16 protein-coding genes and 1 pseudogene are annotated in these 14,418 nt (G+C 42.5%); 9 read left to right on the top strand and 8 right to left on the bottom strand.

Annotated features, from left to right (window positions below; translation table 11 throughout):
• Positions 1-36 precede the first annotated feature (36 nt).
• On the bottom strand, positions 37-1,509 hold the full coding sequence (gene speA / locus LNN34_RS08185; RefSeq protein WP_229043078.1) for an arginine decarboxylase: 1,473 nt from the start codon (positions 1,507-1,509) through the stop codon (positions 37-39).
• A gap of 185 nt (positions 1,510-1,694) precedes the next feature.
• On the opposite strand from speA, the gene LNN34_RS08180 reads away from it, so the two are divergent.
• Complete coding sequence (locus LNN34_RS08180) at positions 1,695-1,961, top strand: UPF0223 family protein (RefSeq protein ID WP_202656971.1); 267 nt, start codon at positions 1,695-1,697, stop codon at positions 1,959-1,961.
• A gap of 36 nt (positions 1,962-1,997) precedes the next feature.
• Here LNN34_RS08180 and LNN34_RS08175 read toward each other — a convergent pair whose 3' ends face one another.
• Positions 1,998-2,636, bottom strand: a complete 639-nt coding sequence (locus LNN34_RS08175) for a YktB family protein (protein ID WP_059292842.1) — start codon at positions 2,634-2,636, stop codon at positions 1,998-2,000.
• A gap of 238 nt (positions 2,637-2,874) precedes the next feature.
• Between LNN34_RS08175 and LNN34_RS08170 the strand changes: the two genes are divergently transcribed.
• From LNN34_RS08170 to LNN34_RS08160, 3 genes are all read left to right on the top strand, one after another.
• Complete coding sequence (locus LNN34_RS08170) at positions 2,875-3,063, top strand: hypothetical protein (protein ID WP_010334110.1); 189 nt, start codon at positions 2,875-2,877, stop codon at positions 3,061-3,063.
• A 137-nt stretch (positions 3,064-3,200) separates the two neighbouring features.
• Positions 3,201-3,998, top strand: coding sequence for an inositol-1-monophosphatase (suhB, locus tag LNN34_RS08165; protein WP_044156022.1), 798 nt, complete (start codon positions 3,201-3,203; stop codon positions 3,996-3,998).
• Complete coding sequence (locus tag LNN34_RS08160; protein ID WP_229043077.1) at positions 3,985-4,440, top strand: GNAT family N-acetyltransferase; 456 nt, start codon at positions 3,985-3,987, stop codon at positions 4,438-4,440. The genes suhB and LNN34_RS08160 overlap by 14 nt, the downstream gene beginning before the upstream one ends.
• A 98-nt stretch (positions 4,441-4,538) precedes the next feature.
• Here LNN34_RS08160 and LNN34_RS08155 read toward each other — a convergent pair whose 3' ends face one another.
• Together LNN34_RS08155 and LNN34_RS08150 are read right to left on the bottom strand one after the other, a co-directional pair.
• Entirely contained in the window at positions 4,539-5,453 is a 915-nt protein-coding gene (locus LNN34_RS08155) for a class I SAM-dependent methyltransferase (RefSeq protein WP_202656972.1), read from the bottom strand.
• A gap of 668 nt (positions 5,454-6,121) precedes the next feature.
• Positions 6,122-7,687, bottom strand: coding sequence for a M4 family metallopeptidase (locus LNN34_RS08150; protein WP_044156018.1), 1,566 nt, complete (start codon positions 7,685-7,687; stop codon positions 6,122-6,124).
• A gap of 361 nt (positions 7,688-8,048) precedes the next feature.
• On the opposite strand from LNN34_RS08150, the pseudogene ylaC reads away from it, so the two are divergent.
• Positions 8,049-8,222 (top strand): annotated as a pseudogene (gene ylaC, locus LNN34_RS08145) (RNA polymerase sigma factor YlaC); the annotation flags it as partial.
• Positions 8,219-8,512: an anti-sigma factor family protein gene (locus tag LNN34_RS08140; protein WP_044156016.1), complete on the top strand. Its 294-nt coding sequence runs from the start codon at positions 8,219-8,221 to the stop codon at positions 8,510-8,512. The pseudogene ylaC and the gene LNN34_RS08140, both read left to right, overlap by 4 nt.
• A 44-nt stretch (positions 8,513-8,556) precedes the next feature.
• Here the strand turns inward: LNN34_RS08140 and LNN34_RS08135 are convergent, their stop codons facing one another.
• Both LNN34_RS08135 and LNN34_RS08130 read right to left on the bottom strand, forming a co-directional pair.
• Entirely contained in the window at positions 8,557-9,162 is a 606-nt protein-coding gene (locus LNN34_RS08135; protein WP_069486495.1) for a hypothetical protein, read from the bottom strand.
• Between the two features lie 272 nt (positions 9,163-9,434).
• Complete coding sequence (locus LNN34_RS08130) at positions 9,435-9,623, bottom strand: YlaF family protein (protein ID WP_010334117.1); 189 nt, start codon at positions 9,621-9,623, stop codon at positions 9,435-9,437.
• 111 nt (positions 9,624-9,734) lie between these two features.
• Here LNN34_RS08130 and typA point away from each other — a divergent pair, with 111 nt between their 5' ends.
• Together typA and LNN34_RS08120 are read left to right on the top strand one after the other, a co-directional pair.
• Positions 9,735-11,573, top strand: coding sequence for a translational GTPase TypA (gene typA, locus LNN34_RS08125; protein WP_010334118.1), 1,839 nt, complete (start codon positions 9,735-9,737; stop codon positions 11,571-11,573).
• A 55-nt stretch (positions 11,574-11,628) separates the two neighbouring features.
• Complete coding sequence (locus LNN34_RS08120) at positions 11,629-11,946, top strand: YlaH-like family protein (protein ID WP_106294261.1); 318 nt, start codon at positions 11,629-11,631, stop codon at positions 11,944-11,946.
• A 58-nt stretch (positions 11,947-12,004) separates the two neighbouring features.
• On the opposite strand, the gene LNN34_RS08115 is transcribed toward LNN34_RS08120, so the two are convergent.
• Both LNN34_RS08115 and LNN34_RS08110 read right to left on the bottom strand, forming a co-directional pair.
• A complete protein-coding gene (locus LNN34_RS08115) occupies positions 12,005-12,214 on the bottom strand; it encodes a YlaI family protein (protein ID WP_081638297.1) in 210 nt (69 codons plus the stop codon).
• Positions 12,215-12,300: 86 nt separating this feature from the next.
• Complete coding sequence (locus LNN34_RS08110) at positions 12,301-12,930, bottom strand: YhcN/YlaJ family sporulation lipoprotein (RefSeq protein WP_106295900.1); 630 nt, start codon at positions 12,928-12,930, stop codon at positions 12,301-12,303.
• A gap of 157 nt (positions 12,931-13,087) precedes the next feature.
• Here LNN34_RS08110 and LNN34_RS08105 point away from each other — a divergent pair, with 157 nt between their 5' ends.
• A complete protein-coding gene (locus LNN34_RS08105; protein ID WP_024121278.1) occupies positions 13,088-14,416 on the top strand; it encodes a PhoH family protein in 1,329 nt (442 codons plus the stop codon).
• Positions 14,417-14,418 lie beyond the last annotated feature (2 nt).

Here is a 14,418-nt window from a genome sequence, read left to right as displayed (position 1 = left end):
GAAAAAGCATGCGGCTTAGCCGCATGCTTTTTGTATTTATTGAATAGCTTTTTGCTCTTTTATGACTCGAATCATGCTCAAAGTAGAATCCTCCGGTCCTTGAACAGGAAGCCCGGCATCAATGTTTTTGAAGATGTAGCTGATGTTTTCTTCTGTAATAATCTCGCCGGGGATAAAGATAGGAATTCCAGGAGGATACACCATCACAAATTCAGCGATAATCCGTCCTGCTGCTTCTTTTAATGGAACAATTTCTGTATTTGCATAGAAAGCGTCACGCGGCGTCATCGCCAGTAACGGGATTTCTGGAAGCAGTACCTCTGTCTGTTTATGCGTAACATCATTTGCTGACATTTGACGCGCTATCTCTTGTAAAGCTTCCACAAGGCGATCTGCATCGTTCTGGCTGTCACCAGGTGTGAAGATACACAAAATGTTATACAGATCTGAAAGCTCTACTTCAATATTAAAGGATTCCCGCAGCCACTTCTCGACATCATGTCCTGTGAGCCCGAGGTTTTTAACTGAAATAATTAATTTTGTCGGGTCATAATTGTAAGCCGCTTTAGAACCGAGTATTTCAGAACCGACACAGTAAATGCCGTCAATTTGGTTCAGACGTTCTCTCGTCTGATTAGCAAGCTTCAACGTTTCTTCAGCAAGCTGATAGCCCTCTGTCGCAAGCCGTTTTCTGGCGACGTCCAAAGAGGCTAGAAGCAAATAAGAAGTAGACGTGGTTGTCAGCATGCTGAGTATCGATTGCACTCTGTCTTTAGAAACAAGGCCTTCTTTCATGTTTAGAATAGAGCTTTGTGTCAGTGATCCGCCTAGCTTATGCACACTTGTCGCAGCCATGTCTGCACCTGCCTGCATTGCTGAAAGCGGAAATTGGTCGTGAAAATGAATATGAACGCCGTGTGCTTCATCGACCAGAACCGGCACATCAAAGGAATGGGCTAGTTCTACGATGCTTTTTAAATCAGCAGCTACCCCGAAATATGTCGGGTTGATCACAAGAAGCCCTTTGGTATCAGGATGTTCATTCAGCGCACGTTTAGCGGATTCAAGTGTAATGCCGTGAGAGATGCCCAGTTCATTGTCAATTTCAGGATGAATAAAGATTGGGACAGCTCCGGAAAATACAATAGCTGACATAATGGATTTGTGCACATTTCTTGGAATGATGATTTTATCTCCAGGTCCGCAGACAGCCATCACCATTGTCATGATTGCGCCGCTTGTTCCCTGAACAGAAAAAAAGGTGTGATCCGCGCCGAAAGCTTCGGCCGCCAAATCCTGCGCTTCTTTAATAATGCCTTTAGGCGCATGCAGGTCATCTAATGGTTCAATATTAATCAAATCTATACTTAACGCGTTTTCACCGATAAATTGTCTGAACTCCGGATCCATTCCTGCCCCTTTTTTATGGCCGGGAATGTGGAATTGAACAGGCTGTCTGCTTGCGTGCTTTTTCAGGCCTGTGTATAAGGGTGTTTCATGTTGCGACAATTGTTTTCCCACCTTTGTAGTAATACCTATGCATATTAGTGTGTATTAAAATCAGTTTCTCAACCGTTTTTTAGACGTAAAACAAATGAATTATATTATGAACTTGAAAGAATGTAAAGAACAATTTATGATCAAATGAAGATGCTTTTTGTAAAAGGAAAGCGAATCTATAAGGAGTGAAGAAAATGGAATACCAATATCCGATGAATGAAGATTGGACAACCGAAGAAGCAGTGGATGTGATTGCATTTTTCCAGCAGGTTGAGCTGGCTTATGAAAAGGGTGCCGACCGTGCAGAGCTGCTTAAGACGTATCGGCGATTCAAAGAAATTGTGCCGGGAAAAGCTGAAGAAAAAAAGCTGTGCGGCGAATTTGAGGAACAAAGTACATACTCTCCTTATCGTACGGTCAAGCAGGCGAAGGAATCTGACCAGGCAAAGATTAAGATGTAAAAGGAAAAGAGCCGGATGAAAGGTCCCGGCTCTTTTTTATGCTTGTGATACTTTTTGGGTTAAGCGGTACAGAAATGCAAGCTGCTGGAAGGCACCGTCGATTCGCTGAAGGAATTCTTGGTTATTCATATTCAGCACCTCTTCTTTTTGAAGCTGAATGCCGCATAACAGCTCGGCTTTCTTTATTGTCTGCAACCGTTCAAACAATGTCTTGAGCTGTTCCTTGTCCATTTCTGACTGCTTATGGACCCCCGGCTTTGTGTGATCCGCAGACCAAACAAAGCTGTCTGGAATGTGATTTGTAACGCTGTCTTGATTCGCTTCAAGCAATTTGCCGTATTCTTCTTTTATAGGGGACTCATAAATGATCGCGAACCATACAAAAACATGGCTCTCCCACAAGCCGATTTGAAAATGCGGCAGTTTTTTATAGCCTCTTTTGCTGTTTGCGAATGCCACCCAGCTGTCTGCGGGAGGGTTGACTGATCTCCTAGCATGCTTGGCCACATGGGGAAACATTTCATCTCCGGTTAAAGCGGATAATGTCGGGGCAAAGTGCTCGCCTAAAGCAGTCAGCTTCGGACGAACCCGTTCTTTTAACACCTCCATGCGCGCGTCTAAGCCGTCTATTGTAAATGTGTTAAAGTCTTCTTCAGTAAAACGCATTTGTGTCATGATTTTCCTCCTTCATGCTAAGTATACATATTTTATCACAGTTAGAACGCGCAGCAAAAAGATGAGCACGCGTTTGAAGAGAGGGGGAATGTGGTAATAAACGAATAGGTAAACACACAATTTTCAGAATCATGTTACAGGTAAATAGAAGAATCATAGGATATAAGAAGTATCATTGTTGAATGGCAAAATGGGATGCTTTTTTAAAACAAATGATCTCTGGAAGGGGCGAAAGACAATGAGGCAAGTTGTGAAAGAGGGATTTAGGGAAGAGAAAAACAACCGTGTAGCTGTCTGGAGACTAGAGGTTGATTATGAATTGGCAACCCTTTATGAGGCAATGCAAAAGGAAAATGACGAACAAATTGAGCTAAGCAAAAACAAACTTGAACGTCTCAGAAAAGAATGGATTCGCCTCAACGGGTAAAAAGCTATAGTGAAAACGAACCGCGTGAATGGTTCGTTTTTACGTGAGAAGGCATATTTTTCATTTTCCTTGCTTTTTCACCGCCGTTATCAGTATCCTATAAAATAAAGGCCTACATAGAAAAGAGGTACGCATGAATGACAAATTGGACGGAAATTGATGAGACTGCAAAGAAATGGATAAAAGAAGCAGGCGCAAGAATTAAACAGTCGATGCACGAAAGCCTGACAATTGAAACAAAATCAAATCCGAATGATTTAGTCACCAATATTGACAAGGAAACGGAAAAGTTTTTTATTGACCGCATCCAAGAAACCTTTCCTGGACATCGCATACTCGGAGAAGAAGGACAAGGAGACAAACTTCACTCGTTGGAAGGTGTCGTCTGGATTATCGATCCGATTGACGGGACGATGAATTTTGTGCACCAGCAAAGAAATTTTGCAATCTCAATCGGTATTTTTGAAAATGGAAAAGGAAAAATCGGATTAATTTACGATGTGGTGCATGATGAACTGTATCACGCGTTTAGCGGTAAAGGTGCTTATATGAATGATACGAAGCTGTCTCCTTTAAAGGAAACCGTTATTGAAGAAGCGATTCTAGCCATTAATGCGACATGGGTGACGGAAAACAGAAGAATTGACCCGGGTGTGCTGGCACCGCTTGTGAAAAGGGTGAGAGGAACACGCTCCTATGGCTCTGCCGCTTTAGAACTGGCAAACGTCGCTGCGGGTAGAATTGACGCTTACATTACAATGCGGCTTGCTCCTTGGGATTACGCAGCTGGCTGTGTGCTGTTAAACGAAGTAGGGGGCATTTATACAACGACTGAAGGGGAACCATTCACTTTTTTAGAAAATCACTGTGTGCTGGCCGGAAACCCATCTATACATAAAACAATATTTGAAGAGTATCTTCATGCTGAAAAATAGACCAATTGAACAGGATGACCTCAGTTGGTTTGAGGAAATTGCGGAGGCTCATCCTGTTTGGAAAAAGGAAGAGTTTGGGGAAAAAGATGCAGAAAGCTATATGATCTCCTACTCGATGTGTAACGGATCATGGCTTGTTTGGGAAAAAGACGGTCTGCCTGTTGCCGTCAGCTATCATCTCGAATGGGCTCCTTCCAACGGAAAGCCATGGCTGGGAACAGTGCTGGTTGATCCTGCTGAAGAAAGAAAGGGACATGCCAGGAAGATCATTGAACAGATCGGCCAATCGCTTCAAGACAAGCATAGAGCACTATTTACAGCGGTTCCGATTGACCGGAATGAATGGATACTGTTTTTGAGCCAATGCGGCTTTGAACAGCTCAAGACGGAGAAAGATGAGGCAGATAAGCCGTACATAATCATGGTAAAGCCTTTAGTTTAAGCTGCCGTATATATGACGGCAGCTTATTTTCATGCGCAAAAAACCTCCCAATCCTTCACCATCGATTGAGAGGCGAGCCTGGTGAAGAACCAGGGGGGTTATTTTTTTACGGCATGTATATAATGAATGGTTTCAAACGCTGACAAATAATCCGTTCGATTCTTGAAGAAAAGGTCATTGATTTCGGCTGGTGTTACATGTTCATAGATGAGTAAACCAGCTGAATCTAATGCTTCTTCGATTTCAAGATAAGTAAAACACGATTTCATCGGTTCACCGCTTGCTGAAGCCATTTTCACCATATGTTCAACTCTATTCGACTTTCCTTTTGTTTCAAAGAGCGTTTCGTCTGCGTAATCAAAAACGATAGAGCTTCCTGAGGGGACACGGGCAAATAAATGGTTAAGCAGGCTATGATTATCTTCTTTCGTCAAATAATAAGAAACTCCTAAAAGGCTGAAGAACGTTTTTTCGTTATCAAAGCCTTCATCTAAGAGAGGCTGAAAGGAAAACGTTTTGGTAAAGTCCATAGGAACCAAATGAAGATTCGCTGGAATAGTAAGCCTTGCATCATCCAGTCTTTTCTTTTTCAATTGCTGTGTAGCCGGGTAATCAATTTCAAATATGTCTAAGCTGTCTTCCAGCTCTGGATACCGGAAGCAGAATGTATCTAACCCGGCGCCAAGAATGACATACTGTTTTGCTCCCAGCACCACTTCGTTGCGCAATACTTTCTCACAATATGCTGCTCGAGCTAAGGGCGTAGGGGAAAGCTGGACTTGTGTAATCCACTTTAGTATCTCCTCTGGGTCATCTTGAAACTTTTGGGCAATATCTTTATTGAAAAACTGTATGCCTTGTATCATATTTTGACTAATGTCGGAAAACTCTTTTTCAGAAATAAGGTCTTTGGCGATATAATCGTCAAAAATTTTAGGTGTATCATATTGACTGTGATAGGCTCGGCTAAACGCTGATATCAAAGCAGTTAAACTGGATTCATTTTCCCTCATAATATGTCCTCCTGATAAACAAAAATAAGATTCCCCTGTCCAGGAGAACCTTATTATACACACAACTATATGAATAGTAAATTATAGCATAAATAAAAAATTTTGTCAATGTATTTGAGGTTGAAAGAGTAAGATTCTTCTATTTAATTTTTGGCTGTTTAAATGAGAATGAAAGAATGTTTTTACAATACGAAGTGTATGGTCTTGGGTAAACCGATATGTCCGGCACCTTTTACTTTATACATAACTCATCATGACCTGCTTTTGTAAGTGCCCTGTATAAATCAGCGCTTCTTATACAGAACAACGTCATCCTGATCACCGCACATAATGAGAAGCGGAGTCGCCTCGCGATGAACATAAGCGGCTTGGGCCTAGCTCTAGAACCTGCAGTTTAAATGTTCGGGTCCAGCAGTCGGGATGAGAGTTTTTATGAGTTTGGAAAAGCTCACCTTCTTCAACAATCTTTTTTGACATCAATGAAGCCCGATTTTTTTAACAATCGGCTGATTTGGCGGATAATGACCGAGTTTGTATTTACACTGTCTGCGATTTGTTCAGAGGCAAGGTAGTCATATGTACGGCTATCATGAAACAGCTGCTGATTTACAAACAAACTTGAAAATCAAGAAAAAGCCTGAGATATCTCAGGCTTTTCAGTTTAGACATTACAAACCGACGGCTTTCCAGGCTGCTTCAACTTTTGCGGCATCAGTTGAGCCATAAAGGTCACGGGCAGACTGAATGAGGGCGGCCTTCGCATCTTTGAAAGTGGAATAAGGCGTAAGGTACGTTGTTAACGCACGGTAATAAATCTGCTGTGATTTAGATATGCCCAGGCTTGTAATGGTATTATAAGCGGCTTTGTTTGGAATTCCGCTGTTTATGTGTACACCGCCGTAATCGCCTTCATCTGTATTCGGGAGGTTTTGATAGTTGGCGTAATTGTCAGGCTGGTCATATTTTGTCGGATTAGACAAGCTGCGGAGAGCCGGCTGGCTGACCGTAATGTCTTCACCGATATCCCAATCTTCTGTATCAGTGAAATAACCGAACACATCAGAGAACGACTCGTTTAATGCTCCAGGCTGATTTTCATAGACAAGGTTGGCTGTTTCTTGAGTGACACCATGTGTCATTTCATGCGCCGTCACATCCAATGAGCCGGAAAGCGGGGAGAAGAAGGAGCCGTCTCCATCACCGTAAATCATTTGATCCCCTGTCCAAGCGGCGTTATTATAACGGCTGCCGTAGTGAACAGAAGAAACGATTTTACTGCCTTTGTTGTCATAGCTGTTTCGTTTAAATGTCGAGTAAAAATAATCGTACACTTTACCCAGGTTATAGTGGGCATCTACAGCTGCGCGCTGTGATGAAGTTGTGAATTTATTTGTTGTGCTTGAGACAAGTGTTCCCGGAAGGCGGCTTTGTCTGTTTTGTAAATCATACGTGATAATTTGAGTGCCGGTTGGTTTTGACAGATCTCTTAAAACATATTTGCCGCTTTCATAAGAAATATTCAGAGGAACTGTTGCGCCTTTTAGTGTTGTCCCTGATCCTGTTGCGGCTGCATGTTCTACTTTATTTTGCTGTTTTAAAATGGTGCCTGATTCGGCATCCACTAAGACTTCCCAGTTTGCAGGTTCAGGTTCGACATAGCGAATCGTGACATCGTAAGCCAGACGATAGCCGCCGTCCTCTGTTTCTACCGCTTTTAACTCTGCTTTATCGCTGTTTTTTGCGCTTCCGTTAGAAACAGCGTCTGGTGATTTGCCAATGGCTTTAAAAGCGAGTGCCAGAGCTTTGTCAGAGGATACCTTTTGGCTGTTTTCTGTTTTTGAAGCAGACTGATTGTGCAATTCTCCATTGATCGCATAGACATTGTCAGATTTATCGACGTGAACGATCACTTGCGAATCTTTAATAGGCACTCCGTTAATGACAGGCACATATCGAAAGTGCTTGTACCCAAGATCGTCAGTTGTGCTTTCCACAAGTTTCAGTCTTTTGGCGGGATCGCCTTTAAACACTTTGCTGTTCTTTTTCAAAAACTGTTTAACAGCTTTGTCATTTGGAGCAGAGAGCTCTGTTTGTGCAATGGCGCTTTTGGGGAGAAAGTTTGTTTGATTCTCCTTAAGCCGGTCATTCTCAGCAGCCTGAACACCCGGAAGGCCGATTGATAAACTCATAAACGAAGCAGCGACAACGACGGACAATTTCTTACCTAAACCCACAATAAATCCCCCTTTTTGAAAATACTGAAAAATCTTTATATCGTTATATTAAACGAGCAATCTGGCATTCTCAACAAAAACTAACATAACTAGACAAAATTGATAGAATTGTCCTGTGTTTATTTTTGTTGAATAATATCAAGATGAGTCAAGTGTCATGTGATGGATGAATTGCAAGAGTTATGTCGTCTTTATTGAAGGGGGAGATGAGAAATTTTTGGTTTTTATTGAAACTTTTTAATAAGCGGCTTGTCTAACCGGATGAGGTCTTAATAAGAAGTAAAGGATTGTTGTTCGTGTTTGATTTATTCAGTCATTATGTATTGCATTTTGAACAGATATACTGCAAGAGCTCCTGTAGCTAAAGGATCAGCACCAATCCGTTTTAATTTTAAGAGAATTTCAAGAGCTTTCTTATGAGGAAATCGCCGAAATCTTAGGCTGGAGCCTTTCGAAAGTGAAAACCATTCTTCACCGGGCTAGATTAGAGCTCAAGAAAAACATGACGAAAAGCAGAGAGGAGGAGCGGATATGACCTGCTTTCTAGTAAGAGACCTTCTCCCTCTGTATATTGAAGGTGATTGCAAAAAAGAAACGGAAAACTTCATTGAAAAGCATATGAACACCTGCCGCAGCTGCAGAGAAATGTTTGAACAGATGTCTGAGCCTTTTGAGTTTAAAGATGAACAGCCCCCTCAAGATGCTTTTCTGCCTGAAGAAGAAATCCGTTTTAAACAAAGATACTATGGTTTGCTGATTATTAAAGCAGCCTTCTGGTTTGGAGCTGTGTTTGCTGTGATGCTGATCATCAAACTGCTGATATAAAGGAAAAGCGCTTGCCGGATTTACGGACAAGCGCTTTTATTACATTAAGCTTGCGGATGAAGCATTTGGTAGATGGCTGCAAGCTGTTCTTGAGACAGTGCACCGAAGAGCTTTTCATAAAAATCAGCCTGCTCCGGTGTCGCACCAGCTTCTAAAGCTGCATCTTTATCAAAGCTGTACGCTCCATCTTCTGAAACAATGGATGCCTGCAGAATATGAATTTTAAGGGAAACAGCGGCGAAAAATTGGTCAAGCGCGAGTGCTTCTTTTTCTGTGAAGCCGAGCTCAACAGCTTTTTCTGTATCAAATTTGTAGCTGCCGTCTTCAACATACACACATTGTGAAACAATATCGAAGAATTCAGATGTCGATTCCCACAATTTCGTAATGATTTGAGCCTCTTCTTGAGTCATTCCTAACTCGACAGCTTTTTCACTGTCGAAATAATAAACTCCGTCTTCTTCATATATACATTGATTTAATAAATCGAAAAATGTATTCAGGTCTTCATTTGTGATTGTCTCCTGCAAAGCAGGTGTGCTGTGATTAACTGTTTTTGCGCTTGCGGCATCAGGTCCGAAAGTAAGCAGGGTGGCTGAGGTCAGTGCGGCAGTTGTAAGTATGGCTTTTTTTACAAATGGTTTCTTCATGTTTCGTCTCTCCCTTTTGTGAATTGTGGTACAAATCCCATTATAGGGAGAGGATGGTGTGAGGGAAATAGGCTTTATGGTAGTTTGTGTATATCAATGTCGAACCACTTTTGTTTGGTTAAAAGTGTCATATTTAGAACGATTGTCCATGAATGGATGTTGTTTTGCTTCTTCCCGCCTAGGAAACAGGGGAGATAAGCCTTACGTAACGAAAAAACACCGCATTCATTTGCGGTGTTTTTGATTACAATGTCTTTAGCAAGGATAAGCTTTTAATCGAGCAATCCTTGCTCGCGCATTTTCTTTTTTAACGTAAATCCGCTTCCCATAACGGCGCAAACGAGCACAATGCTGGCGATAATGCCCCACGCGCTTTTTTCGGCGATAAAGACGCCGATCAGCATTATGCTGAAAACCGCTGCAAATGCAAATAATAATAAAAGCCAATTCATTTTTTTCATATTTCCATCCCCTTTTACGTCTTATGATAAGTTTACAGAAAAACGTGACGCTTTTAAAGAGGATGTGTGGTATAATATGAAAGTTATCTAATTTTTTTAGGAGATGAAAAAGTGAAACTTCGAAATGATCTTCGCAACATCGCGATTATTGCCCACGTTGACCATGGGAAAACGACTCTAGTCGATCAGCTTTTACACCAGGCTGGTACATTCCGTGCCAACGAACAAGTTGCTGAACGCGCAATGGACTCAAACGATCTTGAACGCGAACGCGGCATTACAATTTTGGCGAAAAATACTGCGATTAACTATAAAGATACACGCATTAATATTTTGGATACCCCTGGACACGCAGACTTTGGGGGAGAGGTAGAACGGATTATGAAAATGGTTGACGGCGTACTGCTTGTCGTTGACGCATATGAAGGCTGCATGCCTCAAACTCGTTTCGTTCTGAAGAAAGCTCTTGAGCAAAACTTGAACCCGGTTGTTGTTGTGAACAAAATCGACCGTGATTTCGCACGTCCTGAAGAAGTTATCGATGAGGTTCTTGACCTGTTCATCGAGCTTGACGCAAATGAAGAACAGCTCGAATTCCCGGTGGTATATGCTTCCGCGATTAATGGAACAGCGAGCCTTGACCCTAAGCAGCAAGATGAAAACATGGAAGCTTTATATGAAACGATTATTAAGCATGTTCCGGCACCTGTTGAGAATGCAGATGAGCCGCTTCAATTCCAAGTTGCACTTCTTGATTATAACGACTATGTAGGCCGTATCGGAATCGGACGTGTTTTCCGCGGTACGATGAAAGTCGGTCAGCAGGTTTCTCTTATGAAGCTTGACGGTACAGCTAAATCATTCCGTGTGACAAAAATCTTTGGTTTCCAAGGCTTAAAACGGGTGGAAATTGAAGAAGCAAAAGCGGGAGACCTCGTTGCGGTTTCCGGTATGGAGGATATCAACGTCGGTGAAACAGTCTGTCCTGTAGAGCATCAAGAACCGCTTCCGGTGCTTCGCATTGATGAACCGACACTTCAAATGACATTTGTCGTGAATAACAGCCCGTTTGCCGGCCGTGAAGGGAAATATGTGACAGCCCGTAAAATTGAAGAGCGCCTTCAGTCACAGCTGCAGACTGATGTCAGCTTGCGTGTCGAGCCTACAGCTTCTCCAGATGCTTGGGTGGTTTCCGGCCGCGGTGAGCTTCACCTGTCTATTTTAATTGAAAACATGCGCCGTGAAGGCTATGAGCTTCAAGTGTCAAAACCTGAAGTTATCATCAAAGAAATTGACGGTGTACGCTGTGAGCCTGTAGAGCGCGTGCAAATTGATGTTCCGGAAGAGCATACAGGCTCTGTAATGGAATCAATGGGAGCGCGTAAAGGTGAAATGATCGATATGATTAACAACGGTAACGGCCAAGTCCGTTTAATCTTTACAGTGCCTTCCCGCGGATTGATCGGTTACTCAACAGAGTTCCTGTCATTAACACGCGGCTTCGGTATCCTGAACCATACGTTTGACAGTTACCAGCCGATGCAGGCGGGCCAAGTCGGCGGACGCCGTCAAGGTGTGCTTGTGTCAATGGAAAACGGAAAAGCGACATCTTACGGAATTCAAGGGATTGAAGACCGCGGTGTGATCTTTGTTGAACCTGGTACTGAAGTTTATGAAGGAATGATTGTCGGAGAGCATAACCGTGACAACGACCTTGTTGTCAATGTCAGCAAAATGAAACAGCAGACAAACGTCCGCTCTGCAACAAAAGATCAAACAACAACAATTAAAAAAGCGCGCATCATGTCTCTTGAAGAATCTTTAGAGTACTTAAACGAAGATGAATACTGCGAAGTAACGCCTGAATCCATCCGTTTAAGAAAGAAAATCCTTAATAAAAACGAACGTGAAAAAGCGGCTAAAAAGAAAAAAACAGCAGGATTGTCTTAATCCCTTGCAGAATTTGAAAAGATAGAACCCGTACGCTGCAGGGGAGGGAATCTTTTTGAATGACGTAAGCGAACGCCTGTCGTTCTTCGCCGCTCTATATCAAGTGGACCGGCAGCCAGCAGCAGGCATGTGGCTGCTGTATGGCACCATTTTTGTTTTAGCTGTTATTGTGTTTAAGCTAGGATTTGCAAAACGGCTTCCGGTATTAAAATCCGTAGTGGTGTACTTATTTCTGGCTTTAGGCTGCACTGTTTTGACTTTTCTCGGTGTATTTTTGCCTGTGGCAGAGGGATTGGTCGTCGCTGCATTGATTTTAATCATTTACAAAATTCGGTTGTATCAGTCGAAAAAGGAACAGTCCGCAAAATCATGAAAAAAGACTCAGCATCTCGCTGAGTCTTTTTTTGTATTCTGTATGAATAGCTGCCGCTTTATTTTTTAACTTTTTCTTTCTTCTGCTGTCCCGGGTGAAATGTGAACTTTCCGGTTTTCAGCCGTTCTTCTGTTTTTTTGGCAATTCGGTCATGGCATTCCTGGCACATATATGTATGGATCGGACGGTTTCTCAGCCGTTTCGCGATCAGGGTTTCATCATCAATCGTTTCAATTTTATCGCAAATGGAACATTGGACCCTCATCATATCACCTCTTTCACTCTAATATGCATTATATCATGGATCAGATGCTGTCCAAAATAAGAAAAAGCTAAAGCCGAAAGGGCTCTAGCTTAATCATTATTATTCTTTTTCATATGATGATCAGATTGATCGTTTTGTTCCGTTTCCATTTCCTTCTCTTGCTTTCTGTTTAATTGATCGTTTTGCTGCTTGGTTTGCGGTTCATCTTCATCGTCAATCACATCGTTAGGCACTTCCGGAAGCACCCGGCCGACAATCGCGGCCAGTTCATCTAAAATCCCCGTAATTGGACGGCCTTCACTGATCTCTCTTCCCATTTCATTGAGACGGCTGACGGTATCAGGATCAGCGACCACTACTGCATTGGCGCCGTGCCGATCATTTTTTAAAGCCTGTGCCACAGAGTATTTGATGGTTTCGACTTTGCTTCTATCCAGGTTATCGTCGACGTCAATTCCTACTACAGCATATCCTCCAAGCACAACAGCTGTCGCATCCTTGACATCCGGCACTTTTTCCGCAACGCCGACAAGATGCTTGGCAATATCAGTTCTAGTTCCATTGTCTTTTGTTTCCTGAGATGTGTCCTTTACGTGAATCGGTTTTGTTTCCTGCTGTCTTGTTGATTCTTTTTCAATATTTTGCTCCTGTCTTCCCTGTTGAACAGCGCAGGCGGATAAAATGAGTGTGAGCTGTATGATAATGAAAAGAATTCGCACTTGCGGTTTCCCTCCTTGAAATGCATTCATTAATTTTATTGTTGAATTAACCTTCTATCTTTATTCACAAAAACATATATTTTAGCAGGCGTTCACCTTTTTCATCGTAAGAGAAGCAGGAAGAACTTTGACCACCCTTATATCAGGAGGCTGAGACTTGAGTAAAATTTATGTGTTAGATACGAATGTGTTATTACAGGATCCTAACGCTATTTTTTCTTTTGAAGAAAATGAAGTTGTCATCCCTGCTGTCGTTTTAGAAGAGGTTGATTCCAAGAAACGATATATGGACGAAGTTGGGAGGAATGCGAGGCACGTATCTAAGCTGATAGACGCGCTAAGACTGAAGGGGAGGCTGCATGAGAAGGTTCCGCTTGATACGGGGGGAACGCTGCGAATTGAATTGAACCACCGTTCCTTTCACCAGCTTCAAGAAATCTTTATCGAAAAAACGAATGATAATCGTATATTAGCCGTTGCTAAAAACTTAAGCCTTGAAGAAGAGACGAAGGAAGACGGTAGGCCAGTGATCCTTGTCAGCAAGGATGTATTAGTCAGAGTCAAAGCGGATGCCATCGGCCTTCTTGCTGAAGATTTCTTAAATGACAGGGTTGTGGACAATGATGAAATGTACAGCGGATATAAGGATTTATATATAAACCAGCAGCTATTTAGCTCTTTTTACGGAAAAAAACAAATTTCAGTTCAGGATATGAAGCAGCATGCATTTTACCCAAACCAGTTCGCCTTAATGAAGGATGAATTAGGAGGGTCGTCCTCTGCCGTCGGTATTGCGGATAAAACGGGCACGGTCCTAAAAAGACTTGTGTTTGATGATGAACACGTATGGGGAATCAGGCCGAGAAATGTTCAGCAGACAATGGCGTTAGAGCTTTTGCTGCGAGAAGATATTCCGCTGGTGACGCTGATCGGAAAAGCCGGAACCGGGAAAACGTTACTTGCTTTGGCAGCGGGGCTTTTACAGACAGAAGATTTAGGGATATATAAGAAGCTGGTCGTGGCAAGGCCGATTGTTCCTGTCGGCAAGGATATCGGATACTTGCCGGGTGAAAAAGAGGAAAAGCTAAAGCCTTGGATGCAGCCGATTTTTGATAACTTAGAGTTTCTGTTTAATGCCAAGAAACCGGGAGAGCTCGAGGCGATTTTGGCGGGGATCGGTTCAATCCAGGTAGAGGCGCTGACGTATATAAGAGGGAGAAGCATTCCTGATCAATTTATAATCATTGATGAAGCGCAAAATTTGACCAGGCATGAAGTGAAAACACTTCTTACAAGAGTGGGCGAAGGCAGTAAAATTGTCTTAATGGGCGATCCTGAACAAATTGATCACCCATATTTAGACAGTCTGAATAATGGTCTGGCATATGTCGTTGAGCGGTTTAAAGGACAACCCATCTCCGGCAGTGTGAAGCTTTTAAAAGGTGAGAGATCCGGGCTTGCCCAGCTTGCCGCTGACTTGCTGTGACG

The organism is Bacillus sp. AF23, from assembly GCF_020861455.1.
GTDB classification, from domain to species: domain Bacteria; phylum Bacillota; class Bacilli; order Bacillales; family Bacillaceae; genus Bacillus; species Bacillus halotolerans.
The sequence above is the reverse complement of the archived record's forward strand: the minus strand, read 5'-3'. Positions and strand labels throughout refer to the sequence as shown.

Bases quoted from the DNA above. Each gene is read 5' to 3' on its own strand.
- LNN34_RS08180 (WP_202656971.1), top strand. From the start codon at position 1,695: ATGGAATACCAATATCCGATGAATGAAGATTGGACAACCGAAGAAGCA.
- LNN34_RS08175 (WP_059292842.1), bottom strand. From the start codon at position 2,636: ATGACACAAATGCGTTTTACTGAAGAAGACTTTAACACATTTACAATA.
- LNN34_RS08170 (WP_010334110.1), top strand. From the start codon at position 2,875: ATGAGGCAAGTTGTGAAAGAGGGATTTAGGGAAGAGAAAAACAACCGT.
- suhB (WP_044156022.1), top strand. From the start codon at position 3,201: ATGACAAATTGGACGGAAATTGATGAGACTGCAAAGAAATGGATAAAA.
- LNN34_RS08160 (WP_229043077.1), top strand. From the start codon at position 3,985: ATGCTGAAAAATAGACCAATTGAACAGGATGACCTCAGTTGGTTTGAG.
- LNN34_RS08155 (WP_202656972.1), bottom strand. From the start codon at position 5,453: ATGAGGGAAAATGAATCCAGTTTAACTGCTTTGATATCAGCGTTTAGC.
- LNN34_RS08140 (WP_044156016.1), top strand. From the start codon at position 8,219: ATGACCTGCTTTCTAGTAAGAGACCTTCTCCCTCTGTATATTGAAGGT.
- LNN34_RS08135 (WP_069486495.1), bottom strand. From the start codon at position 9,162: ATGAAGAAACCATTTGTAAAAAAAGCCATACTTACAACTGCCGCACTG.
- LNN34_RS08130 (WP_010334117.1), bottom strand. From the start codon at position 9,623: ATGAAAAAAATGAATTGGCTTTTATTATTATTTGCATTTGCAGCGGTT.
- LNN34_RS08115 (WP_081638297.1), bottom strand. From the start codon at position 12,214: ATGATGAGGGTCCAATGTTCCATTTGCGATAAAATTGAAACGATTGAT.